Origin of the sequence: Nocardia sp. NPDC059236 (assembly GCF_042754085.1) — a bacterium.
Lineage (GTDB): Bacteria > Actinomycetota > Actinomycetes > Mycobacteriales > Mycobacteriaceae > Nocardia.
Genome location: NZ_JBHZAF010000011.1, coordinates 114,568 through 139,454, shown reverse-complemented (window position 1 = coordinate 139,454; position 24,887 = coordinate 114,568). Strand labels below are relative to the sequence as shown.

Annotated in this window: 22 protein-coding genes; 20 read left to right on the top strand and 2 right to left on the bottom strand. The window is 66.1% G+C overall.

Going from position 1 to position 24,887, the window contains the following annotated elements:
• The 14 genes from ACFXIV_RS27675 to ACFXIV_RS27610 all read left to right on the top strand — a co-directional run bounded on the left by ACFXIV_RS27675 (position 1) and on the right by ACFXIV_RS27610 (position 15,928).
• Positions 1-774 (top strand): enoyl-CoA hydratase/isomerase family protein, encoded by a 774-nt coding sequence (locus tag ACFXIV_RS27675; RefSeq protein ID WP_379399122.1) that lies wholly within the window; start codon positions 1-3, stop codon positions 772-774.
• Positions 771-2,384, top strand: coding sequence for a class I adenylate-forming enzyme family protein (locus tag ACFXIV_RS27670; protein WP_379399121.1), 1,614 nt, complete (start codon positions 771-773; stop codon positions 2,382-2,384). Before ACFXIV_RS27675 ends, ACFXIV_RS27670 begins: the two co-directional genes overlap by 4 nt.
• 70 nt (positions 2,385-2,454) lie before the next feature.
• Positions 2,455-4,179, top strand: coding sequence for a class I adenylate-forming enzyme family protein (locus ACFXIV_RS27665; protein WP_379399120.1), 1,725 nt, complete (start codon positions 2,455-2,457; stop codon positions 4,177-4,179).
• 2 nt (positions 4,180-4,181) lie between these two features.
• Positions 4,182-5,459 (top strand): Rieske 2Fe-2S domain-containing protein, encoded by a 1,278-nt coding sequence (locus ACFXIV_RS27660; RefSeq protein WP_379399119.1) that lies wholly within the window; start codon positions 4,182-4,184, stop codon positions 5,457-5,459.
• Positions 5,456-5,938, top strand: a complete 483-nt coding sequence (locus ACFXIV_RS27655) for an aromatic-ring-hydroxylating dioxygenase subunit beta (protein ID WP_379399118.1) — start codon at positions 5,456-5,458, stop codon at positions 5,936-5,938. Before ACFXIV_RS27660 ends, ACFXIV_RS27655 begins: the two co-directional genes overlap by 4 nt.
• A gap of 10 nt (positions 5,939-5,948) precedes the next feature.
• Positions 5,949-6,197, top strand: coding sequence for a hypothetical protein (locus tag ACFXIV_RS27650; protein ID WP_379399117.1), 249 nt, complete (start codon positions 5,949-5,951; stop codon positions 6,195-6,197).
• The gene (locus tag ACFXIV_RS27645) at positions 6,194-7,465 is read left to right on the top strand and encodes an acetyl-CoA hydrolase/transferase family protein (protein ID WP_379399116.1); all 1,272 of its coding nucleotides are present in this window, start codon (positions 6,194-6,196) and stop codon (positions 7,463-7,465) included. The genes ACFXIV_RS27650 and ACFXIV_RS27645 overlap by 4 nt, the downstream gene beginning before the upstream one ends.
• A complete protein-coding gene (locus ACFXIV_RS27640; RefSeq protein ID WP_379399115.1) occupies positions 7,462-8,667 on the top strand; it encodes an acetyl-CoA C-acetyltransferase in 1,206 nt (401 codons plus the stop codon). The genes ACFXIV_RS27645 and ACFXIV_RS27640 overlap by 4 nt, the downstream gene beginning before the upstream one ends.
• Positions 8,668-8,687: 20 nt before the next feature.
• Positions 8,688-10,118: an OB-fold domain-containing protein gene (locus ACFXIV_RS27635; RefSeq protein WP_379399114.1), complete on the top strand. Its 1,431-nt coding sequence runs from the start codon at positions 8,688-8,690 to the stop codon at positions 10,116-10,118.
• On the top strand, positions 10,115-11,308 hold the full coding sequence (locus ACFXIV_RS27630; protein ID WP_379399113.1) for an acetyl-CoA acetyltransferase: 1,194 nt from the start codon (positions 10,115-10,117) through the stop codon (positions 11,306-11,308). Before ACFXIV_RS27635 ends, ACFXIV_RS27630 begins: the two co-directional genes overlap by 4 nt.
• Before the next feature lie 83 nt (positions 11,309-11,391).
• On the top strand, positions 11,392-12,255 hold the full coding sequence (locus ACFXIV_RS27625) for an SDR family oxidoreductase (RefSeq protein ID WP_379399112.1): 864 nt from the start codon (positions 11,392-11,394) through the stop codon (positions 12,253-12,255).
• Between the two features lie 57 nt (positions 12,256-12,312).
• Complete coding sequence (locus ACFXIV_RS27620; protein WP_379399251.1) at positions 12,313-13,551, top strand: NAD(P)/FAD-dependent oxidoreductase; 1,239 nt, start codon at positions 12,313-12,315, stop codon at positions 13,549-13,551.
• 470 nt (positions 13,552-14,021) lie between these two features.
• Positions 14,022-14,972, top strand: a complete 951-nt coding sequence (locus ACFXIV_RS27615; protein WP_379399111.1) for an SDR family oxidoreductase — start codon at positions 14,022-14,024, stop codon at positions 14,970-14,972.
• 206 nt (positions 14,973-15,178) lie between these two features.
• Positions 15,179-15,928: a hypothetical protein gene (locus tag ACFXIV_RS27610; RefSeq protein WP_379399110.1), complete on the top strand. Its 750-nt coding sequence runs from the start codon at positions 15,179-15,181 to the stop codon at positions 15,926-15,928.
• 76 nt (positions 15,929-16,004) lie between these two features.
• On the opposite strand, the gene ACFXIV_RS27605 is transcribed toward ACFXIV_RS27610, so the two are convergent.
• Complete coding sequence (locus tag ACFXIV_RS27605) at positions 16,005-17,627, bottom strand: phytoene desaturase family protein (RefSeq protein WP_379399250.1); 1,623 nt, start codon at positions 17,625-17,627, stop codon at positions 16,005-16,007.
• A gap of 153 nt (positions 17,628-17,780) precedes the next feature.
• Positions 17,781-18,413 carry a TetR/AcrR family transcriptional regulator gene (locus ACFXIV_RS27600; RefSeq protein ID WP_379399109.1) on the bottom strand — a complete coding sequence of 211 codons (633 nt, stop codon included), beginning with the start codon at positions 18,411-18,413 and terminating at the stop codon, positions 17,781-17,783.
• 142 nt (positions 18,414-18,555) lie between these two features.
• On the opposite strand from ACFXIV_RS27600, the gene ACFXIV_RS27595 reads away from it, so the two are divergent.
• The 6 genes from ACFXIV_RS27595 to ACFXIV_RS27570 all read left to right on the top strand — a co-directional run bounded on the left by ACFXIV_RS27595 (position 18,556) and on the right by ACFXIV_RS27570 (position 24,879).
• Positions 18,556-19,419, top strand: a complete 864-nt coding sequence (locus tag ACFXIV_RS27595) for a hypothetical protein (RefSeq protein ID WP_379399108.1) — start codon at positions 18,556-18,558, stop codon at positions 19,417-19,419.
• 15 nt (positions 19,420-19,434) lie between these two features.
• Positions 19,435-20,472 (top strand): tyrosine protein kinase, encoded by a 1,038-nt coding sequence (locus tag ACFXIV_RS27590; protein ID WP_379399107.1) that lies wholly within the window; start codon positions 19,435-19,437, stop codon positions 20,470-20,472.
• 99 nt (positions 20,473-20,571) lie between these two features.
• The gene (locus ACFXIV_RS27585) at positions 20,572-22,182 is read left to right on the top strand and encodes a PEP-utilizing enzyme (RefSeq protein ID WP_379399106.1); all 1,611 of its coding nucleotides are present in this window, start codon (positions 20,572-20,574) and stop codon (positions 22,180-22,182) included.
• Entirely contained in the window at positions 22,182-22,796 is a 615-nt protein-coding gene (locus tag ACFXIV_RS27580; RefSeq protein ID WP_379399105.1) for a hypothetical protein, read from the top strand. Before ACFXIV_RS27585 ends, ACFXIV_RS27580 begins: the two co-directional genes overlap by 1 nt.
• On the top strand, positions 22,793-24,316 hold the full coding sequence (locus ACFXIV_RS27575; protein ID WP_379399104.1) for a pyruvate, phosphate dikinase: 1,524 nt from the start codon (positions 22,793-22,795) through the stop codon (positions 24,314-24,316). The genes ACFXIV_RS27580 and ACFXIV_RS27575 overlap by 4 nt, the downstream gene beginning before the upstream one ends.
• Positions 24,304-24,879: a cytochrome c oxidase subunit 3 gene (locus tag ACFXIV_RS27570; RefSeq protein ID WP_379399103.1), complete on the top strand. Its 576-nt coding sequence runs from the start codon at positions 24,304-24,306 to the stop codon at positions 24,877-24,879. Before ACFXIV_RS27575 ends, ACFXIV_RS27570 begins: the two co-directional genes overlap by 13 nt.
• The last annotated feature ends 8 nt before the right edge of the window (positions 24,880-24,887 follow it).

Genomic DNA, 24,887 nt, shown 5'->3' with positions numbered 1-24,887 from the left:
ATGAACGACTGTGTACTCACCGCCGACCACGGCGCGGTGCGGGTGGTGACTCTGAACCGGCCCGAGAAGCGCAATGCCATCGATCTCGAACTGCGGGTCGTGCTCGCCGAGGTGCTGGAGACCGCCATGGCCGACGGCGGCGTGCGCGCGATCGTCTTGACCGGCGGTAACGGTACTTTCTGCTCCGGCGGCGACATCTCGACGATGGAGCGCCAGTCGCCGGAGCGCACGGTGCTGCGAGCCGAGGCCGCACAACGTGTGGTCCGAGCCATCTGGGGCGGGCCGAAACCGGTCATCGCCGCGGTCGAGGGATATGCCTTCGGAGCCGGGACGTCACTGGCGATAGCGTGCGATCGCGTCGTCGCCGCGCGCGACGCCGTCTTCAGCACCACCTTCACCGGCGTCGGATTGGCCGGGGACATGGGCATTTTCGCTTCGCTTCCTGCCCGCGTCGGCCCCGCGACAGCACGTCAGCTGATGTTGCTGCCGCGTCGGCTTTCGGGCATGGAGGCGCACGAACTGGGTCTGGTCGATCAACTGACCGACACCGGCTCGGCCCTGGATACGGCACTGGCCGACGCCGCGGCCATAGCGGCCGGACCGCCGCTGGCCATTGCCGGAATCAAATCCTTGTTCGCGGGTTGGCCGGGCGATCCCTGGACCGTGCTCGACCGCGAGGTCGAACTCCAAGCCCGCCTGTTCGACACCGAGGATTTCGAGGAGGGCGTGCTCGCGTTCCGGGAGCGCCGCAAGCCGGAGTTCCGCGGACGATGAGCGGCGTACTGCTGGAATCCTCGTGGCCGCGAGACGAATCCACGGCCATTGTGGAGCTCACCGCGGGCACGCTGCTCGGCCGGCGCGCCGCCGAGATGGGTGATCGGCTCGCTCTGGTGGGCAACTCGCACGGCGCGGGCACGCAACGACGGCTGACCTACCGAGAACTGCACGAGGAAGCCACCCGGGTGGCACGTGCGCTGCTGAAGCACACCCGCCCAGGGGAATTCGTGGCCCTGTGGGCACCCAATGTCGTCGAATGGCCGATCATCCAGTTCGGTGCCGCGCTGGCCGGAGTCACCCTGGTGGCCTTGAATCCGGTCCTGCGGCAGGCCGAATTGGTCTATGCGCTGAACCACTCCCGCTCCGTCGTGCTGATACACGCCGATCGCAGCCGCGACTACGACCTTGCCGCCGTGGTGTCCGCTGCCCGGGCCGACTGTCCAGCGCTGCGCCGGGTGATCAGTCTGTCGGAGTGGGACCGATGGCTGTCCGACGGGCACGAGGATGAACCGCTGCTTGTGGTCGACCCCGAGCTGCCGGCCATGCTCCAATACACCTCCGGCACCACCGGAACGCCGAAAGGTGTTCTGCTGCGGCATCGTTCGCTGGTCAATGTGGCGAAGCTGACCATGGAGACCGCCGAGGCGACGCGTGGTTCCGCCGCCGTGAACCCGCTGCCGATGTTCCATACCGCGGCCTGCGTGATCGGCACGCTCGGACCGCTGTGGCTGGGCGGAGCTGTGGTCCTGATCGAACAGTTCACGCCCGCTGCGGTTTTGACGGCCATGCGCGCCGAGGACGCCGACCTGCTGTTCGTGGTGCCGACCGTGCTCGGGGCGGTAGTGGAGGCGGCTCGCGCGCAAGCGGATCCGCCGGTCCTGCGCACGGTGCTGGTCGGCGCGGCGAATGTCCCGCGGGCTCTGATCGAAGCCGCCGAAACACTGTTCGGCGCACGGATACACAATCTCTTCGGTCAGACCGAACTGGCGCCGGTCCTCGCGATGACTAGGCGAGACGACGATCATGATGATCTGGTCCATACGGTCGGCCGGCCACTGCCACAGGTGGAGTGCAAGATCGTGGATCCGGTCGACGGCGCGATCCAGCCGCTCGGCGTCGCCGGTGAGATCTGTGCCCGCGGTCACCAGCAGCTGATCGAGTACCTGCACGATCCGGCAGCGACCGCGCGCACCGTCGACGCCCAGGGCTGGGTGCACACCGGTGATCTCGGACGCATGGACGAACGCGGAATGCTCACGCTCACCGGGCGGCTGAAGGATCTGATCATTCGCGGCGGGGAGAACATCGCTCCCGCCGAGATCGAATCCTGCCTGGTCGAACATGAGGACGTCCTCGAAGCTGCGGTCGTCGGCGTGCCCCATGAGAAGTGGGGAGAAGCAGTCGCGGCCGTTGTGCGTCTGCGTGCCGAGCCCCGGGACGGATTGCGTTCGGAACTCGTGGCGCACTGCCGAGAACGCCTGTCACCCTACAAGATTCCGCAGCTTTGGCTGGTCGCCGCCGAATTGCCCGCCACTGCTACGGGCAAGGTGCAGAAATTCAAGCTGGTCGATCTGATAATCGGGAATGTGCTGCGTCCGCTGACCTGACCTCGTTGCCGTGGGATGCGCTTGCGGACCTGTGCGAAGTTCAGTTAATCTAATTTCAATTCAAAAGGAGGTGAATATGTCCTCGGACATCGAACAGCGACGTACCGACCTCCGGGACCGGTTCACCCGGTGGCGGCCGCGCACTCTGGCCGACTGGCTCGACCACTGCGCGGAGCAGTTCCCCGATCGGCCGTTCGTGATCACCGACGACGGGATCTACACCTACGCAGACATCGCCCACTGGGCGGATCGGCTCGCTGACGGCCTGGCCATGGGCGGCGTGGGCAATGGCGATCGCGTTGGGCTGCTGATGGCGAACTACGCGGAGTTCGTGTCGCTGAAATTCGCCATCGCCAAGACGGGGGCGGTGGCCATCCCGTTCAACTACCTGTATCGGCCCGATGAGCTCGGATATGTGCTCGCGCAATCCGAGTGCTCGGCCCTGATCACCATGACCGGCTTCGCCGGGCTCGACTACCTGGCCATGCTCGACCAGATCGCACCCGGTTGGGAGCGGGGCAACCCGTCAGGGCTACCCGCGTTGGAAGGTGTCGTCCAGCTGCCCACCGACGGCCGGACTCGTCGGGGGGTGCTGACCGTCGAAGCGCTCGCGCAAGTCGGTGAGCATGCCCGCGGTCTGGCGAAATCGCTTGCCGCCCCTGACGATATCGCCGACATGTTGTACACCTCGGGAACCACCGGATCACCCAAGGGAGTACTGGTCACGCACGACGCGGTGTTGCGCACCGCGTACGCGTCGGCCTTGACGCGAGCCTTCGAGGACGGTCGCCGGATCCTGTTCTCGCTGCCGTGCTATCACATGTTCGGTTATGTCGAGGGCCTGCTGGCCGCGATGATGGTGGGCGGCGCGATCATTTTGCAGACCGCGTTCGATCCGGTGCGCTATTTCGAGGGTATCCAGCGTCACCGGGCCACCGACATCCTGTGCGTTCCGACCATGTCGGTCGCGCTGCTGGAAGAGCCGCGCCGCAGCGAGTTCGACCTGTCGTCGCTGCGGTCCATCCTGTCGGGCGCGGCGCCCGCGCCGATCTGGTTGTGGGAGCGGGTGCGGGCCGAACTGGGGGTCGATGAGATCAGCACCGGCTACGGCATGACCGAATGCGGTGGCGCGATGACGCTGACGCTGCCCGAGGACGACCTGTCCTACACCTCGGAAACAGTCGGCAGGCCGAAGCTGGCGGGCGTTGCCGGGGTTTCCGGCGCGGACGCCCTCACGGTCTACAAGACGATCGACCCGGAAACCGGCGCGGATCTGCCGCCGAACGCGGTGGGGGAGCTGGCATCTCACGGACCGACCACCATGACCGGCTTCTGGCGGAAACCGGAGGAGACCGCAGCCGCTCTCCAGGACGGCTGGCTCCGATCCGGAGATCTGGGCCGGGTCCGACCCGACGGCTATCTGGAGGTCGTCGGCCGCAGCAAGGAGCTCTACAAGAGCGGCGGCGAACTCGTGATGCCCAAGGAGATCGAGGATTTGCTCGCCGGGCACCCGGCCATCAGCCAGGTCTTCGCCATCGGGGTTCCCGACGACCGGTGGGGCGAGGCCGGATGCGTGTGCATCGTCCGCGCACCGGACGGCGAGATCGACGCCGCGGGCGTGCGAACGCTGTGCCGCGACAAGCTCGCGCGCTTCAAGGTTCCCAAGCACGTCCTGTTCCTGACGGCGGACGAACTGCCGACCACGCCCACCGGCAAGGTCCAGAAGTTCCGGCTGGTGGCCTGGGCGCATAGACAACTGGCGGCGGCCGCCGACGAACGAGACAAGAAGGAGTAACCGTGACGACCACCGAACCCGAGGCCGCGCCGATCGCGCGACCCGACCTCGACTACCTGATCCAGCCCGACCGGGTGCACGGATCGCTGTACACCGACCCGCGGATCTTCGCCCGCGAGCTCGCGCGAATCTGGTACCGCACCTGGGTTTTCATCGGCCACGAGAGCGAGGTCCCGCAGCCGGGCGATTACGTCCGCAAGAAGTTCGGGCCGCAGGACGTCGTGATGACCAGGGACGGCGACGGTCAGGTGCACCTGCTGCTGAACCGCTGTGCCCATCGCGCCAACCTGGTCTGCGAGGACGCCAAGGGCAACGCCAACGCGTTCCGGTGCCCGTATCACGGCTGGACCTACAGCAATGACGGCAAGCTGCTCGGGTACCCGTACAACAAGGGCTACGGCGGCAAGGGCAAGCTCGAGCTGTCGATGGGCCGGGTTCCGCGGGTCGATTCCTACCAGGGCTTCGTCTTCGGTAGCTTCGCCGAGGACGGCCCCAGCCTGATCGAACACCTCGGTAATGCCGCCGGTGAGATCGACCGACTGGCCCGGTTGTCTCCCGAGGGCAAGGTGGAGCTGACCGCCGGCTGGCTGCAGCATCGCACCCGGGCGAACTGGAAACTCCTGGCGGAGAACGAAACCGACGGATACCACCCCCAGTTTGTGCACGGCTCCATCTTCAGCGTGACCGGCAGCCCCATCGGCGCGCTCTACAGCGACAACTCCACCGCGGTGACCCGCAACCTCGGCAACGGGCACAGCGAGAACGACCTGCGCCCCGAATTCCGGAACTTCGCCGAGCCGATGCGCTGGTTCGGAACCACGGAGTTGCGGGTACCGGAATACGTTTCGAAGATGCGCGAACTGCACGGCGAGGCGGCCGAGCAGATCCTCATCGAGGGCGCGCCGCACGTGATGATCTTCCCGAATCTGTTCATCGCCGAGATCCAGGTCTTCAACATCCAGCCGGTCTCGGTGAACGAGTGCATCCAGTTCTCGACGGCCGTGCAGCTGGCGGGCGCGCCAGAATTGAACACCCGGATGGTGTCGCAGTCGATCGGCTCGGTCGGCCCGGCCGGAATGCTGCTGGCCGACGACACCGAAATGTACGAACGCAACCAGATCGGTGCCGAGCAACTGCGGCCCGAATGGCTGGACCTGCGTCGCGGACTTGTCCGGGAGCGGACCGACGAGCGTGGACTCACGATCGGCGGAGCGACCGACGAGACCGGTATGCGCGGATTCTGGGCGCACTACAAGAAGCTGATGGAGGAGCAGAAGTGACAGCCGCGACCAGCCTCGATCTCCGCGAGATCGAGCAGTTCCTGTACCGGGAAGCGCGCCTGGCCGACGAGCACGACTACGACGGCTGGGAAGCGCTGTGGACCGACGACGCCCTCTACTGGGTGCCCACGGACGAGACGGCCGACCCGTCGAGCCATGTCTCGGTCATCTTCGACAACCGGAGCCGGATCTCGACCCGGCTCAAGCAGCTGCGCACCGGCAAACGGTACGCACAGTCGCCGCCGTCGAACCTGCGCCGCCTCATCTCCAATGTGGAGGTGCTCGGCGTGGAGAACGGCGACACCGTCGTCGGCGCGAATTTCCTTGCCGCCGAGTCGAAGGAGCGCGGCACTCGGCTGTGGGCAGGGCGCTACACCTACCGCCTGCGAGTGGTCGATGGCGAGATCCGGCTGGCCTACAAGAAGGTCAACCTCGTCGACGCCGACCGTCCGATCCCGACCATGGCATTCCTGATCTGAGGAGTCTGCGATGTCCGACAACGACGCCGGGGTAGTCACCGGGCCGCACGCCACTGCGGTGGTGGGTAGCGAGTTTGCCGAGGTCTCGGTCTCGGTCGACCATGAAGGCAACGGTCCGCGCCTGCGCTTGGAGGATCACCGCACCGGGCGGGTGCGCTTCCTGGACGCGCTCGAGGTGGAGACCATCATCTGGCTGCCGGAAGGCAATCTGCTGCAGCTGCTGGATCCGTCCGCCGACAGGTGGCGCGAAGACCGGTGAGGTGCACGCAGTACATCGACCCGGAACGATTGGATCTGGGCCGCTACATCCGAGCAGGCGATATGGTCGCCTGGGGGCAGGCTTGTGCCGAACCGCTCACGTTGACCGGGCAATTGATGCGGCAGCGTGCCGAGATCGGTTCGTTCCGTTGCTTTCTCGGGATTCCGGCGACGCGGACCGTGCGCCCTGAGCACGCCGACCACATCTCGTTCGTGTCGTATTGCGGAAGCGGTGCGAACCGGGACCTGTTCCGGGCCGGAGTGCTCGATGTGATCCCGGCGCACTATTCGACGCTGCCCGATCTGCTCACGACCGGCCCGCTCCGGGTCGATGTGCTGCTGTTGCAGTTGCCGCCGGCCGATGAATTCGGCCGGTACAGCCTCGGATTCGCGCACGACTACATCACGGCCGCGGTGACCACCGCACGCATGGTGATCGCGGAAGTGAACGAGCAGGCACCACGCACCGCCGGTCTGCGGTACCTCACCGATCGAGATCTCGACGTCGTAGTCCGAACGTCCCGGGCCCCGGCGGAAATGCGGCCACGCACCACGGATTCGGTGACCGAGACGATCGCGCGCAATGTTGCCTCGCTGATCGACGACCGGGCGACACTGCAGTTCGGCATCGGCGCGCTTCCGGAGGCGGTGCTGGCCGCACTCGGCGAGCGGTTGGACCTGGGTGTCCATTCCGGGCTGCTGAACGATGCGGTTGCCGACCTCATGGAAAAGGGCGCAATCACCAACCGGTTCAAGAGCATCGACACAGGGCGAGCCGTCGCGGGGATTCTGATGGGAAGTCGACGGCTGTTCGACTTCGCTGACGGCAATTCGGCGATCGAACTACGTGAGACACGCTATACCCACGATCCCCAGGTACTCGCTGGCCAAGACCGCCTGGTCGCCATCAATTCCGCGATCGAAGTGGACCTGTCGGGCCAGATCAATGCCGAAACCGCGGGCGCCGATTATGTCGGAGCGGTCGGGGGAGGCGCCGATTTCCTGCGCGGCGCGGCCCGATCACGAGGCGGGCTGCCCATTGTCGCCCTGCCCGCGACCGCCGGTGCAGGGAGCCGGATTGTGGCCGCGCTCAACGGACCTGCCAGTACCGCCCGCTCCGACGCCGGAATCATTGTCACCGAATTCGGTATCGCGGACCTGCGCGGGCGCACGCTACGCGAGCGCCGCGAATCGATGCTGGCCATCGCCCACCCCGACCACCGTGCCGCGCTCGAAGCGGCCCTCGACAAGCCTGGAGTACCGGCATGAGACGAGCTGCGATAGTCAGCCCCCTGCGCACCCCCGTCGGCGCCTTCGGAGGCGCCCTGCGGTCGATGCCCGCCGAAGAACTCGCGGCGACCGTCCTGCGTGAGCTGGTGCGGCGATCCGGCATCGATCCGGCGCGCATCGACGACGTCGCATTCGCGCAGTCCTATGCCAACTCGGAGGCGCCGTGCATCGGCCGCTGGGCCGCGCTGCACGCCGGGCTACCGGTCGAAGTCCCCGGCTTTCAGACCGATCGGCGCTGCGGTGGCGGGCTTCAGGCGGTCGTCACGGCCGCCATGATGGTGCAGACCGGCGCGGCCGACGTCGTGGTCGCCGGGGGCGTCGAGAGCATGAGCAATATCGAGCACTACACGACCGACATGCGCTGGGGGCACCGGGCCGGCAATGTTGCGATGTACGACCGGCTCGACCGTGGCCGCGAAAGATCGCAGCCGGAATGGCGATTCGGTGCGATCAGCGGAATGATCGAGACCGCCGAGAACCTGGCCCAGCAGTACGGCATCAGCCGTGACGACGCTGACGCCTTCGCCGCCCGCAGCCACCGTCGCGCCGCACAGGCTTGGCAGGACGGGAAGTTCGCCGATGAGGTCGTCACCGTCGAAATCCCGCAGGGCAAGGGCGATCCCGTGGTATTCGCCCGAGACGAGGGCATCCGGCCGGATTCGACGCCCGAAATGCTGAGCAGGCTGCGGCCCCTCATACCCGGCGGCACTGTGACCGCGGGCAACGCCAGCCAGCAGAACGATGCCGCCGCGGCCTGCCTCATCGTCGCCGAGGACAAGCTGGACGAACTCGGGCTCGAGCCGCTGGGGTTCCTGCGGGGGTGGGCGGCGGCCGGATGCGAACCGGCGACCATGGGCATCGGACCGGTGCCCGCGGTCGCGAAGCTCTTCGCCCGCACCGGATTCACCTTCGAAGACCTCGACCTGATCGAAGTGAACGAGGCCTTCGCCTGCCAGGTGCTGGCCGTGCTCGCCGGATGGGGCGTCAAGCACGACGAGATCGCCGACCGCCTGAACGTCAATGGGTCCGGAATCTCGCTCGGCCATCCGATCGGCGCGACCGGCGTACGCATACTCACCACCGTGCTGCACGAATTGCGTCGCCGCGGTGGACGTTTCGCGCTGGAAACCATGTGCATCGGAGGCGGACAGGGCATGGCCGCGCTCATCGAGGCCCCCTGAAGCCGGAGGAAAGGATCATCGTGACCACTACCGCGCTCGTCGGTTACGCCACCTATGTGCCGCGATATCGACTACGGCTGTCGGACGTGAAGACCGCGCTCGGCGGCGGCCCGGGACAGGGCGTTCGCGTGGTCGCCTCGTTCGACGAGGACAGCACGACCATGGGAGTCGAGGCGGCGGCCGCGGTGCTCCGCCGGACCGCCGGGGCACCGACGGCGCTGTACTTCGCGACCACCTCCCCGGCGTACTTCGACAAGGCCAATGCGACCGCCATCCACGCGGCGCTCGCCCTGCCCCGCACCGCGTTCGCCGCCGATATGGCGGGCTCGGCGCGGTCGGGCATTGCGGCCTGGCGGGCCGCCGCGGCCACCGGTGGTCTCGCCGTGCTGTCCGATGTGCGCACCGGCCGACCGGGATCCAGCGACGAGCAGCTCGGCGGCGACGGAGCCGTGGCGCTGCTGTTCGGCGATTCCGATCGGGCGATCGCGGACATCATCGGGGAGCAGTCCCGGTCGATCGAGATTCTCGACCGGTGGCGGACACCGGGTGAGGCTGCGGGCGGTCAATGGGAGGAGCGGTTCGGCACCGAGTCCTACCTCCCGTTATTGCAGGAGGTCGCCGCTGAGGTGCTCGCGGTGGGCGGGGTCGGCCAGGCGGACCACGTGGTCGTCGTATCGCCCAATATCGGTGTCAGGAAGCAGGCTCCGCGGCTGATCGCCGGTGCGATATCGACCTCGGTGTCGCCCCTCGGACATGCGGGCGCCGCGGATTTCGGCGTGGCCCTGGCCGACGCACTGGACCGGGCGGCACCCGGCGAGACGATCCTGGTGCTGTCCGCGGCCGACGGCTGCGACGCCGTCCTGCTGCGCACCACGGATCGGCTCGCGCAGGCTCGCCAGGCTCGGCCCGTGCGCGCGCAGCTCGGCGACGGCCTCGATGTCTCCTACCCGACCTACCTCACCTGGCGCGGCTGGCTGGACCGGGAACCGCCACGCCGGCCCGAGCCCGACCGGCCCGCCGGGCCACCCAGTGCGCGGGCGGCCGGATGGAAGTTCTCGTTCACCGGAACTGTCTGTACGGCATGTGGTTTCGTGCATCTGCCGCCGATGCGGGTCTGTCGGCAGTGCGGTGCGGTGGACCGCATGGAGGCCCGGCCGCTTGCTACCGCCGCGGGAACCGTGGCGACGTACACGGTCGACCGGCTCGCCTTCACGCCCTCGCCGCCGCTGATCGAGGCGGTGGTCGATTTCGACGGCGGCGGCCGGTACACGCTCGAGATCGCAGATGCGTTGCCGGATGAGCTCGCCGTCGGCACCCGGGTCGGTCTCGTATTCCGCAAGCTGTTCACTGCGGGCGGGGTGCACAACTACTTCTGGAAAGCCCGTGTTCTCGGCGAGCAGCATCCTCCGGTGACCGAAGAACAGCATCATCCTGCGAAGGAAATGGTATGAGCAGTAACGGAATCCGCGACCGAGTGGCCATCGTCGGCATGGGGTGCACCGCGTTCGGTGAGCACTGGGGCCGGTCGGCGGAGGACCTGCTGATCGATGCCGCGCAGGAGGCGTTCGACACCACTCCGGCGATCTCACGGGCCGAGGTCGACGCGTACTGGCTGGGCACCCTGGGTTCGGGACAGTCGGGCATGACGCTCAGCAAGGCGCTCGGCATCGACTACAAACCGGTCACCAGGGTCGAGAACTATTGTGCGACAGGGTCCGAGGCGTTCCGGAACGCCTGCTACGCGGTCGCCTCCGGCGCGTACGACGTTGCGATGGCGATCGGCGTCGAGAAGCTGAAGGATTCTGGATTCTCCGGTCTGCTGCGTACCGACCCTCCCGGTGACGGTACTGCGGCCGAGCTCGGCCTCACCGCACCGGCCGCATTCTCGCTCCTCGACCCCGCCTACTGCGCTCGCTACGGCGTGGATCCGGCCGACATGCGGGCCGCGATGACGCACGTCGCCTGGAAGAACCACGCCAACGGCGCTCGAAACCCGAAGGCACAGTTCAAGTCCGGTGTGACGAAAGAGAAGATCGAGGCGGCCCCGAAGGTCGCGGGCCGGCTGGGGATCTTCGATTGCTCCGGCGTATCCGACGGGGCGGCTGCCGCGCTCATCGTGCGCGCCGAGGCGGCGCTCGACTACACCGATACCCCGCTGTACGTGAAGGGGCTGTCGCTGGCGGCCGGGCCGGCGCGCGGCGCGGCCGATCCGGGCTACGACTTCACCACCTTCCCCGAGGTCGTGGCCAGCGCACGGGATGCCTTCGCGCAGGCGGGCATTCGCGATCCACACAGCGAGATCTCCTTCGCCGAGGTGCACGATTGCTTCACTCCCACCGAACTGGTCCTGATGGAGGACTTCGGCTTCTCGGAGCGCGGCAAAGCCTGGCGCGACATCCTCGACGGCGCGTTCGAGCTCGGCGGGCGACTGCCGATCAACCCCGATGGCGGCCTCAAGTCCTTCGGGCATCCGGTCGGTGCCAGTGGTCTGCGCATGCTGTACGAGTGCTGGCTCCAGTTTCGGGGCCAGGCGGGGGAGCGGCAGCTGCGCGACCCGCGACTCGCTTTGACGCACAACCTCGGTGGCCGCCCGGGCAGCTGTGTTTCCTTCGTCTCGGTGGTGGGCCCACAGATCGGCTGATCGGGTCGACCGGACACCTTGACGTCCGGCGGATATTTAATTTAATCTCAATTCAATTATTCTCGGATCTAGGAGAAGGCCACATGCCAGGAGTCGAAGATCGGGTCATCATCGTGACCGGAGCCGGGGGTGGCCTCGGTCGCGAATACGCGCTGCTGCTCGCCGCGCACGGCGCATGGGTCGTGGTGAACGACCTGGGCGGCGCCCGCGATGGCTCCGGCGCCGGTACCTCGATGGCCGACAGCGTGGTCGAGGAGATCCGGGCGGCCGGTGGCCGCGCGGTCGCGAACTACGACAGCGTGGCGACCGAGGAGGGCGCGGCGGGGATCGTGCGCACCGCCCTCGACGAATTCGGTGCCGTGCACGGCCTGATCAGCAATGCGGGCATCCTGCGCGACAAGGGATTTCAGAACATGACCATCGCCGAGTGGGATGCCGTCGTGCAGGTCCACCTCTATGGCGGTTACCACGTCGTCAAGGCGGTCTGGCCGCACCTGCGCGAGCAGGGGTACGGGCGCATCGTGGTCGCCACGTCGACCAGTGGGGTGTACGGAAATTACGGGCAGTCCAACTATGGAGCCGCCAAGGCCGGGCTGGTCGGCCTGATCAACACCCTCGCCATCGAAGGCCGCAAGTACGGCATCCTCGCCAATGCCATCGCGCCGATGGCGGCCACCCGCATGACCTCCGACATCGCTCCGCCGGAACTGCTGGCGAAGCTGCCGCCCGCACAGGTTGCACCGGTCGTGGGCTACCTCGTGAGCGACGCGTGCGCCGACAGCGGTTCGGTGATCGTGGCCGGAGGCGGGCAGGTGCACCGCGTCCAGTACTTCCAGTCGCCCGGAGTGGCCTTCGACGGCACGCCAACCATCGACGACATCGCCGAGCGGTGGAAGGACATCACCGACATGACCGCGGCGCAGCCCGGAGTCAATCCGGTCGGCTGACACCGGCGACGAAATCCTCAGCAGGACATACAGATACGAAATCGGAAGGTGAGCGAGTTGGCACAGGAGAACCTCGTGGTCGTGGGGGCGTCACTGGCGGGCCTCCGCGCGGTCGAGGCCGCCCGCAAGACCGGATTCGACGGTGACATCACGCTCATCGGTGCCGAGCATCACCTGCCCTACGACCGGCCGCCGCTGTCGAAGGCATACCTCGACCGATTGCCGGTCGGGGAGTCGCCCGCGTCGACGCTCTTCCGGAGCGCGGACGTGCTGCGTGACGAACTCGGCGTCCGGCTCGAACTCGGAGTCCCCGCAACGGGTTTGGACACAGAATCCAAGCAGGTCGAGCTCGGTGATCGAGCCATCCGATACGACGCGCTGGTCATCGCCACCGGAGCCGCCGCGCGAACTCTCCCCGGGTCGGAGCACCTGGCCGGCGTGCACACGCTGCGCACCCTCGACGATGCCCTGGCGGTCCGGGAAGCACTGGACGCCGGTGCTCGGACCGTGGTCATCGGCGCGGGTTTCATCGGCTCGGAGGTCGCCGCCGGCGCTCGTAAGCGTGGTCTCGACGTCACCATCGTCGAGGCACTGCCCACGCCGCTCGTTCGCGCGGTCGGCGAAACCATGGGCGTGGCCTGCGCGTCACTGCATCAGCGGCACGGGACCGACCTGCGGTGCGGTGTGGGCGTGAGCGCGGTGGAGGGCAATGGCAGCGTCGAGCGTGTGCTGCTCACCGACGGCACCGCGATCGACGCCGACCTGGTGGTCGTCGGTATCGGTGCGATCCCGGCCACCGGATGGCTGGAAGGCTCGGGGCTGCAGATCGACAACGGCGTCGTCTGTGACGAGACGCTGTGGACCGGAGCCGAACGGGTATACGCCGCAGGCGATGTCGCGCGGTGGCACAATCCGCTGTTCGATCGGCCCATGCGGCTCGAACACTGGACGAGTGCCGCCGAACAGGGCGCGTTCGCCGCCCGCAACGCTCTCGACCCCGACGCGGCAAAGCCGTATCAGACCGTGCCCTACTTCTGGTCGGACTGGTACGACAGCCGAATCCAGTTCGTCGGTGTGCCCACGGCGGACGAAATCCAGGTCGTGGATGGTGATCTCGCCACCGATGGACGCTGTGTGGCGCTGTATCGCCAGGGCGATCGACTGGCCGGAGTGCTCGCCATCAACGGCCAGAACGTCATCATGAAATACCGCGGCTTGATCATGCGGAAGGCGACCTGGGACGAGGGCCTCGCCTTTGCGGCGAGCCGTCGGGCCGCCGCCGCGCCGGCTTTATAACCCCCGAAGGTGCCGCGTGCGTCGAACACGGAGGCGCCCCTGACGGTGTAGGAGGTCAGTGGGATGTGCTTGGGATGTGGTGTGGCGGCGCTCGCGGGCACAGCGGAGTCGCTGTGGCGCGTGCAAGTCTGGTTCGACGACCGTATAGGGGAGATCCGCCTCGAATACGCCGCGACGGCATCGGAGGCGCGGCACTTCTGCACGGCCATGAGGCAGCGCGGCCGTCGTGTCATCGTCGACCGAAGGGTGCGGAAAGGCCTGCGGCATCTACCGTGTCGTGATCTGTGGAGGTACGGATAATGGACGTGCATCCATCCACGAGCGACCGCTCCGGTAGCCCTAGTATTTAATTTATTTTCTAATATGATGGTCGAAAGGCCGACTGATCAGCGTTGTCGGCAGTAGAGCAGGCCGTCGGAGTTCCCGGGCGCCAGCCGCGGGCTCACGACCTCCAACGAAGTAGGTAGGGAATGAACGAAGCACAACTGACCCGCAGGATGCAGGGCAAGGTCGTGGCCATTACCGGTGCAGCGCGAGGAATCGGTCTGGCGACTGCCAAGGCCCTGCATCGCCGCGGCGCCAAGATCGTCATCGGCGATATCGACGAAGCCGCCGCCGTGCAGGCCGCCGCCGAACTCGGCGGCGACGGTGTCGAGGCCGTACGGGTCGACATCACGGACGAGAAGTCGTTCGCCGCCTTTCTGGCCCGGGCGGAAGAGCGGTTCGGTCCGCTGGATGTGCTCGTCAACAATGCGGGGATCATGCCGATCGGGCCCTTCCTCGACGAGGCGACGACGCTGTCGAAGCGGGTGCTCGATATCAATGTCGCGGGCCCGATGATCGGCATGCGCACCGCGCTGCCCGGGATGCTCTCGCGTCGCCGCGGACACATCGTCAATGTCGCCTCGATCGCCGGAACCGCGCCGGTGCCAGGCGGACTCAGCTACGCAGCCAGCAAGGCCGCGGTCATCTCGATGACCGAGTCCGCTCGCGTGGAGTTCGCGGGTTCCGGTGTCTCGTTCACCTGCGTGCTGCCGTCGTTCACCAATACCGAGCTGGTCGCCGGTACCAAGGGGACGAAGTTGCTCAAGAATCTGGAGCCCGCGGAGGTGGCGGAGGCCATCGTGCGCGCGATCGTGCTGCGCAAACCGGATGTGTATCTGCCCGCGGTCCTCGGCCCGATGGTGCGGACGCAGCCCTTGATCGGCCGGAGGCTGCGGGACTGGATGAACCACCTGCTCGGCGCCGACACCGCGTTCCTGAGTTTCGACCATGCGGCGCGCAGTGGTTACGATGCCCGGATCAGCGGCGCGCCCGCGACGGACGCCTCCGCGCCGCAGCCCGCCGACACCACGGCGAAGCAGCCTGCCGCCAAGCCCGCACCGGCGAAACGAGCGCCGGCGAGGTCCGCGCGGAAGTGACATCGCCGGACACGAAAGGGTGGTCCGCTCCTCGGAGCGGACCACCCTTTCTCGATGCTGCTGTGCCACGCCGCCGCGGCAGGTCCGTGACGCTCCGGAATTTAATGTGAAGAAAAATTCATAATTGAATAGAATTTCAATTCTGGATAGCATGATCTCGGCCTGGTCGGCTGAACCGGGCGATATCGGGCAATGAGAGGTCGTCGATGATTGATCATGAAATCCAGCTGGCGGATGTGGAGCTTTCCCGCCGGATACAACTGTTCTGCGCGTGGTGTGGACCCGCCTTCGTCGTCCTGCTGTTCGGCGGGTGGGGTTTGATGGGCGGGTTCATTCCGCTGATCTCGGCCGGGGACAGTCCGGCGCAGGTGGCCACGCGGTACGGGGAGGACGTCGCGCTGCACAAGATCGGGCTGCTGCTCGGCATGATCGGCGTATTCTTGACGATCCCTTACTTTTTCGTCATCAGCATGCAGTTGCGGCGGATGGAGCGCCGAATTCCATCGCTGGCCATCCTGCAATTCGCCTCGGGCATCATCGTGACCGTCGTCCTGATGATCCCGATGCTGTTGTTCATTGGCGGAGTGTTCCGGCCCGATCGTTCGCCTGAGCTGACCCAGCTCATGAACGACATCAGCTACGTCATGCTGATCCTGCCGTGGCCGCCGATTCTCGGTCAGCTCGGCGCCATTGTCGTGGCCATTCTCACCGATCATAACGACGAGCGCATCTTTCCCAAATGGGTTGCGTGGTACAACGTTTGGGTAGGATCCCTGCTGCTGCCCGCCAGCCTGATCATCTTCTTCAAGACGGGCGTCTTCGCCTGGACCGGAATCATCGGCTTCTGGATTCCGGCCGCGGCGTTCGGGATCTGGTATCTGGTGATGACCTGGGTGGTCATTCGCGCGATCAACCAGGAGGCGGCCGCCGAACGCAGCCGGTATGCGGTCGCCTGATCTCTGAAGAACAAATCTCTGAAGAATAAAAGGGGGCTCTCGTGGCCGGTCGTGCGCCGCGAGAGCCCCTTTCGTTTCATCGACGGGACTTCGCCTCGACCCGCATCGCTGTTTCGGCGGCGAGCTTTCCGGGCAGAGCGCAGACACCACCGACGGGATGTGTTCCCGCACCGCTGAGGTAGAGGCCGTCGACAGGCAGGCGATAGGCGCCCAGTCCCGGCGCGGGTTTCATGGGTCCGAAGCGGGTGATCAGCGGATCGACGTGGTAGACGTTTCCGGCGGGGGCGTTGAAACGCGCCTCGATGTCCGGCCCGCCGAGCACCGCCCGGTCGATCTCCAAACTGTCGAGCCCTTCGTAATACTGTGCGCAGTCACGCAATACGGCGTCGCCGATCTTGTCACGCACGTCCTCCCAGGGCTCCCGTGGCGTCACGGGGATGACACCGGACCACAGGTAGAAGGTGCTCTGCCCGGCGGGCGCCTGCGAGGGGTCGACGGCCGAGGGGATCATCGAGCAGCTGACCGGGACAGGATCGGGCCATTCGCCGCGTACCACGGCGTTCCAGGCGGCGTCCTGCTGCTCGAGGGTGTGCCAGGCCGCGAGGTAGCCGCGCAGATCGAGATCGTTCCCGCGCCATTTTTCGTGGCGCTTCATCGAGACCTCGCCCTTCAAGGCGACGTTGATCTTGAGCGAGGTGGCGTGGGTCTTGCGGATTGGGATGTCCTTGGCGCGCACGGTCAGTGTGCGGTCCAGTGCCCCTTCGGGCAGCAGCTCATTGAGCGTGATGACCGGGTTGCAGGTGCTGATGATGCCTTTGCGCGCCCGCACGATCTGGTCGGTGTCGAGCTTGACCGCGGTGGCCCGGCCATTCGAGAGGACGATTTCCGCTACGCGGCAACCGGTGTGGACGCTGCCGCCGTGCGCGGCGAGATAACGCTCCAGAGCCGCGGGCAGGGAGCCGGTGCCGCCGACGGGCATGGCATTCGGGATCTTCTGCACGACACCGAGATAGATCATCGCCCAGGCGGTCATGTCCAGGCGCATCTGCGAGAAAGCGGCCATGGCCGCCAGCGCGCCCTTGGGCAGTTCGGATTCGAAGGTCTCTTCGAGGAATTCGGTGTGCGAAGCGGTCGCCAAGTGCCGCAGCGAATACAGTCGCTTGGGGTGCCGCGCTGCCCGGGCAAGCGCCTTGCGCATCTCTTTCGTCCACGGCCGCAATGGATGTGCCTTCATATAGGCGATCACGAGGTCCATCGCGGGGTCCAGCGCATTCGCCAGGTCCAGCCACGCCTCGGCGTCCCGCTTGGAGAAGCGGCGCAGCTCATCGGCGGTCTTGCGCGGGTCCTTCCAGATTGCCAAAGAGCTTCCGTCGGGTGCGAGCTGCACGTGTGCGGGATCGACGGAGATCATCCGCAGGCCGTACTTGTGCAGCTCGAGATCATCCGCGATGCCGGACATTCCGAAGATCCCGGTCGCCTGGATCGCGCCCTCGTTGAACAGATGTTGTGGCGCGCTCGGCAGGATCGCGGTGGTGACGGTCATTCCGCCGATCTGCGAGGACGCGTCGAGCACGGTCACCTGATGCCCTGCGCGGGATAGGTAGCAACCTGCGGTCAAGCCGTTGTGACCAGCGCCGATGACCACGTAGTCGGTCTCGCGAGGCAGCGGGCCGGCGAGGTGGGGTGTGTCTGGGTTCATACGACAATCATTCACAAAGAAGAATGATTTTTCAATCATGAAACTTTTTTCATTGTAGAAAACTTGCCGACTCGTCCGTGCGCGCACCGCACCCTGCACCGGCCCTCCGAGTCAGAGCAGGGGTTTGCGATCCACTGGCCGAGCGATCGCCCTTCAGCGGATCGTCGAGGCGCGATTCCAGGCCTCCACGGCGTCCGCCGGGGTCAATCCGAGCGCCGCCAGCACGTGCAGGCTGAAGGCCCGGTCGTCCTGGGGCGTCTTGTGGCCCGCGAGGATCTCGCGGATGAGCGCCAATGCGGCGCCCATCACCGCGGATACCGTCACCTCGATATCCACCACGACAAAGCGCCTACTGGCGATGCCGCGCTCGACGGCCGTGCGCGCGTACGGGTGAATGGACCGTAGGAAGAGCGCTTCGGCGTGGTTGAGATTCACCAGCAACTGGGCGAAGTCGGGATCGGTATCTGCCAACCGCATGAATCGGACGATCGCGCCGACGACGACCGTGGCGGGGTCCGCGTCGATATCGGCCTCCGGGACACTGCTTGCCGCCAGCTCGGCGAGGGTCTCGCCGAGCACCGCATCCACCAGTTCGCCCTTGGATGCGAAGTGGTTGTAGAACGAGCCCAGTGCGACGTCGGCGCGCTCGGTGATCTCGTGAATGCGCAGGCCCGCGACGCCTCGCTCGGTGATCAGCCCTCGCCCGGTATCGAGGAGGCTGCGGCGGGTCAGTTCGCGCCGCCGACCGTTGCGGGTCAGTGGACGGGGCGGTTCCGTGTGGTCCACAGGTCAATCCTCTCGGAGCTGGGCGGCTGCTCGCGTCAGCATTGTGAACATGTTTTCACTATTGAAATGTCTTTCAATTTAAGCTAGCTTCAAATGTGACGCCGCGCACGGTGGACAGAAAGTAGTGATGGAGGCCCCTGTGTTGACAACGCTGTTAGCGACGACGATCCCGCAGCCGCCCGTCGAGGAGGTGATGCCGAAGGGGCCGGAGACGTTCTTCAACATCTTCATCTTCGTTCCGCTCGGCGTAGCGATCCTGGTCGCGCTGCGCGGACTGCTGAAGGGTAGAGGGCCGGTCCTGCTCTTCTGCCTGATCGGCGGACTGTTCGCGGCGATCTGGGAGCCGCTGGTCGATGTGCTCGGCATGTGCTTCTTGAAGGAGAACGGAGCACTGGGCACATTCACGGTGCTCGACCGGACGATGCCGCTCTACATCGTGTTCGTCTACCCGTGGTACGTAGGCGGCCTCGGATACCTGGCATCCAAACTCTTCGCCCGTGGAGTCACGATGCGGAACCTGTTCGCGATCTGGGCCATGGACTTCGCCATCAACATCGTTCTGGAGACGCCCGGCATCACGGCCAAGACCTATCTCTACTACGGCCATCAGCCGTTCAATTTGTGGGGCTTCCCGCTCTGGTGGGGCTTCGTCAACCCGCTGATGCCGATGCTGGCCGGTGCCGTGATCTACAAGATCCTGCCCCACCTGGACCAGGCGTGGAAGCTGCTCGCGGTCATCGCTGTCATTCCGATGGCCGACGGCGCGGCCAACGGCGCTGCGGGCTGGCCGGTGTTCGCGGCCCTGAATCAGCAGGACGTGTCGTTCTTCTGGACCTACTTCGCGGCTTTCGCCACGTTGGGTCTCGCACTGTTCATGGTGTGGCTGATCGGTATCGCCGTCGCCCGGCCCGCTGCCGAGGCCGGCGACGAGTCACTGTTCCGAAAAATCATGTCCCTGAACTCCCCCGAGGTGTCGGCCGCGCCGGTCGCCAGTGCCCGCTTCTGAGCAGAGAGACTTACGATGTCCGTCGAAATTCATTCGCCCGCAACAGATCTGCTGCGTCCCCTGCCCGCCGAGGGCGAGCAGTGGGATCCGCACACCATTCACACCTACTACTTCGGCTTCTCGGTTCCCGAGGCGGCGATCGGCGCGTTCGTCTACCTGCGGCTGCAGCCGGCCTTTTCGCTCTCGCAGGGTGGCGTCTGCCTCTTCCAGGGGATGGACAATATCGAGTTCACCGATATGGCCTTCCTCGACTACGAGATCACGATGCCCTGGCCGGTGATCGCGAACAACACGATCACCACCGATAACGGACTGGTGATCGAATTCCTCGAGCCCGGCCACCGGATCCGCACGAGCTATCAGAGCGATGACGCTTCCTTCGACATCGTCGCCGAGGCGGTAACGCCGCTACTCGCGCGCGGCCATGTCATGCCGGGTGAGGAAGACCATCATTCCGTGGGCCGAAGCCCTGGTGGCAGTGAGCAATTCATGCATGTCACCGGCGAGTTGACGCTCGGCGGTGAACGGTATCCGGTCGACTGCTTCGCGCCACGTGACCGCTCGTGGAATCAAGTGCGGGTGGAGAAGCGCGGCGCCGTGCCGGTGCCGCCGGTGGGTTGGTCACCCATGTACTTCGGACCGGATCTGATCTTCAACCAGATCAGTTTCGAACCGTTGGACACCGATCCGGCCTGGGCGGGTCTCTATTACGTCGGTGACCGCCCGTCGCACCACTACGCCTGGATCCGACTGGGGGAGGAGACCCGGTCGATCACCCGGGTGCGGCGGAGCGTGCTCGAGTACCACCCGGACCTGTACATGGCGGTGCGGCAGGAGATCGAGGCCGAGGACGAGCACGGGACGATCCATCGCTTCCGTGGCGAGGCCATCGCGGCCGCGAACATCCCGGCCTGGCCCAATGCGGCGTTCCGCGACAGCGTCTTCCGGTGGGAGGACGAGCACGGGCGCGTCACGTACGCGACATACCAGGAGATCTGGTTCGACCGCTACCAGCAGGCGATGAAGCGCCGTGCAGTCGCCGGACACCGGTGATCCGAACACATTTCGATTCAGTCGACGAAAGACGAGATTCATGGCAAGGCACACGAACGGACACGAGGTCATCGTTGCCGGCGCAGAAAGGAAGGGCCGATGACGAATCCGCTACACGAGATCGGTTCTCCAGAGACAGCGTGGACGACGGTGAACACGCGGGAGAACTTTCCCGGGGTGGCAACCCCGCTGGGCTGGACCTTCTGGCGAGACCCGCTGGAGTTGGGCATGAAGGGCGCCTTCTGCGACCTGGGGGTACTGCCGCGCCGTGCCGTGACAGTGCCCGAATCCGTCGATGATCGCTTCTCCGCTGCGGTTTTCGGCCGGTTCGCCGCAAATATCGACTGCCTGCGTCGGGCTGCGGACCTGATGCCGGGTACCTCCGGCGATGCACTCGAAGAGCAGTTGCTCGGTTCGGTTCGCCCCGGGGTGGAAAGCCATCCGTCCATGCGGCGGTACCCGATCATCGCGGGCAAGATGGGCTGGACCGTGCTGCGGCTGCCTGCCCGGATCCGGAGGCTGCGCGCCGATACCGATCGATGGTGGCGTACGGTCACCGCGCCAGGTGGCATCCCCGATCCCGCCGCGGCGCGAAAGGTCCTGCTGGAGGCCGCGCAGCGCTTCGAGGACGTCATGTGCCCGCACTCGATCGTGACATTGCTGGGCACCGGAATCTTCGACCAGATCAGCGAAATTGCCACCGCCAGTGGGAATTCCAGCCTGTCCACCTCGCTGATCACCGGCTTCGGCGATGTCGAGGAAGCGAAATCCGCCGGTCAGCTCTGGGAGGTCTCGCGCGGCGAACGATCCCTCAGCGAGTTCGTGGCGGACCACGGCTACCACGGCCCGGTGGAGGCCGAAATCTCTTCGCGCTCTTGGCGCGAGGACCCGACACCACTGCAGCGCCTGGTCACCACCTACCGGGGCTTGCCGGAGTCCTCGTCGCCGCTCGCCCGTGCGGAACGACAGCGCGAGGAGCGGGCCACTGCCGAGCGCAGCGTGTTCGCCGGGCTCGGTGCCCTCGACCGGCGCAAAGCACGGATGGTGCTGAATATCGCGCGGCGTTACATTCCGCTTCGCGAGGTCGGTAAGGCAGCGTTCGTACAGACAGTCGATGCTGCCCGGGCGGCGGCTCGGGTGATCGGCGCGGACCTGGTGACGCGGGGACTATTGCGCTCCGCCGCCGACATGTACTACCTGACCTTCGACGAGATCACCGGTGAACTCCCGGTCGATTGCCTTGCGCGCGTGGACGAACGGCGGGCGATCTATAACGAGTTCGTCGCACTGGAGTTGCCCGACCAGTGGGTCGGGGTTCCCGTGGCGCAGCCCAGCAGAGCGGCGGAACCGGAGGACGTCACCGAGGTTCGCGGGATGCCGGTGAGTGTCGGCACGGTCGAAGGGATCGCGCGCGTCGTCCATGACGCCGATGCCGGTGACCTGGAGGACGGCGAGATCCTCGTCTGCGCCACCACCGATCCCAGCTGGGCATCGTGCTTCCTGGTCGCCGGGGCAGTGGTCATCGATATCGGTGGACCGCTCAGCCACGGTGCGATCGTGGCACGGGAGATGGGCATCCCGTGTGTCATCAACACCGGAAACGGTACGCGCGCAATCAAAACGGGTGATCGACTGCTGGTCGACGGTTCCACCGGGCTGGTCCAGATCCGGGAACGCGCGGCGGAGAACGCCGTACAGGAGGTCGGCTGATGACTGCCGAGATTCGCGTGCTGCAACAGGTGCGCTTGAAGGGGCGTCCGCGAGCCACCGAGATCGCCGACAGCGCAGGCCTCTCCTCGGACTCCGTGACCGAGGTGCTCGGCCCACTGCTAGAGAGCGGCGACGTGACCGAAACGAATGGCCGGGTGAAGATCACCGCCGAAGGCCGGACCAGGCTCTCGGCGTTGATCGAGGTGGAACGCGCCGACCTCGACCTCGAAGCACTGTCGGTCGCATACCACCAGTTCGATTACTTCAACTCCGGATTCAAACAGTTGGTCGCCGACTGGCAGCTGAAGGACGGCAGCACCCCCAACGATCACAGCGACGCACAGTACGACGCCGTTGTCATCGCCCGACTCGAGGTCCTGCACGAACGGTTTCTTCCGATCCTGCACGGCATGTGCGCGATCGCACCCAGGCTGGCACCGTACCCCCATCGATTCTCCGTCGCCTTGGCCAAGGTTCTCAGCGGCGAGCACGGATGGCTCGCCAGGCCGCTGATCGACAGCTATCACACCGTGTGGTTCGAACTGCACGAGGACCTTATCGGATTGACCGGCCGCTCCCGCGTGGAAGAGGCGGCCGCAGGGAGAGCGGAATGACGACGACCACAACCCCCTCGATCAGTGTCCTGACCCTGGACGGCACCACAGGCGAGGACCGGGAAGTACTGGGCGGCAAGGCATTCAGCATCGAGCAGATGCGCGCACTGGGAATTCCCGTACCGCAGGCCTTCGTCCTCACCACCGAAGTATGCCGACGCTACTACGCAGACGGCCGACAACTGCCCGCCGACGTGTGGGCCCAGATTCCGGATGCGATGGCACGGCTGGAGGAGACCACCGGCCGCGGATTCGGTGATCCACGACGCCCGCTCTTGATCTCGGTCCGCTCGGGTGCGGCCACCAGCATGCCCGGGATGATGGATACCATCCTCAACCTCGGCATGACCGACGACATCGTGCGAGCCCTGGCCGAGCAGAGCGGTGATGCCGCATACGCCTCCGACACCCGCCGCCGCTTCCTCGAACAGTTCGAACGTGTGACAGGCGTTGCCGCACCCGTCGATCCGTGGGAGCAGTTGCGCCAGGCCGTCGTCGCCGTTCTGGAGTCTTGGCACTCGACGCGGGCAATCGCGTTCCGCCGCGATCGTGGTCTGTCCGACACGGGCGGCACTGCCGTGACGGTCCAGGCCATGGTGTTCGGCAACCTGGACGAAGCTTCCGGTACCGGTGTGCTTTTCACGCGCAACCCGCTCAGCGGCACCCCGGAACCGTATGGTGAATGGCTGCCGCGCGGGCAAGGCGAGGATGTCGTCTCCGGCCGCGCCGACGCGTTGCCCCTCGATTCCCTGGCGACCACCATGCCGGATGTCCACGCGGATCTGATGCTCGCCGCCCGCCGCCTCGAGGAACAGGGCCGGGACGTGCAGGACATCGAGTTCACCGTGGAGAGCGGCCGGCTGTGGCTGCTGCAGACCCGGAGCGCGAAGCGCACGCCGGAAGCCGTGGTGCGGCATGCGGTACAGCTGCAGCACGAGGGACTGATCAGTGTGGAGGAGGCCCTCGAACGGATCGATGTCCAGGACGTGGAGGCATTGCAGACTCCGCATCTGGACCCGACTGCGGTCGCGGCCGGAAGGACCGCGGCGAGCGGAAAGCCGGCCTGCCCCGGCATCGCTTCGGGCGTCGTTGTCAGCGACGCCGACGAGGCCGAAGAGCGCGCAGCGCGCGGTGAGTCGGTGATCCTCGCCAGGCCGACAACGGACCCGGACGACGTCGCCGCCATGTCGGTGGTCGCGGCCGTACTGACCGAATTCGGTGGGTCGACGTCACATGCCGCGGTCGTGTGCCGAGAAATGGGGGTGCCGTGCATCGTCGGGTGCGGCCCCGACACCGTCACAACACTGGTGGGTAAGACCGTCACCGTGTGCGCGACCACTGGCGCCGTCTATGAAGGCCGGTTGCCCATCATCTCGAGCTCCGAGCGCGAAGACCCAGATCTCGCACAGGTATCGGACTGGGTCCGCGGCGAAGCCGAGGCCGAATGGACCGGAACTCTCTCCGAACTACTACGGCAGCGGGCAGCGGCACGAAACCGAGACGGTCGATGCATGTCGTGACTGCGAGCCCGAGCCGGCGTATCCCGGGTGAGGTCGGCGTCTGGGTATTCATCCTCGGCGATATGGTCACGTTCTCGGTGCTCTTCGCGACTTTCCTGTACTACCGCGCGAAAGACACTGTGTTGTTCGCAGAATCGCAGCGGGCTCTGAATCAAGATTTCGGCGCCGCGAATACGGTGGTCCTGCTGTTCAGCTCACTGCTGGTGGTGCTCGCTGTTCGTGCGGTGCGTACGCAGAGCCCGCTTGCGCCAGGGTTCATCATCGGTGCAATGACGTGTGGTGTCATATTTTCCACTCTGAAGGTCATCGAGTATGGCCAGAAGGTCCATGATGGCCTAACGCCGTCGACGAACAATTTCTTCATGCTCTATTTCGTCATGACCGGGTTGCACTGGTTTCACCTGATCGTGGGCATGCTGGTGTTGTCGGTGCTGCTCGTGCTGGGCCGTAAGCCGGCCCTCACCGCGCGGCAGAGTGCGTTCTTCGAGGGTGGTGCCTGTTTCTGGCACATGGTCGATCTGCTCTGGATCGTCCTGTTCCCCCTGCTGTATCTGGTGAGGTGACGATGTCG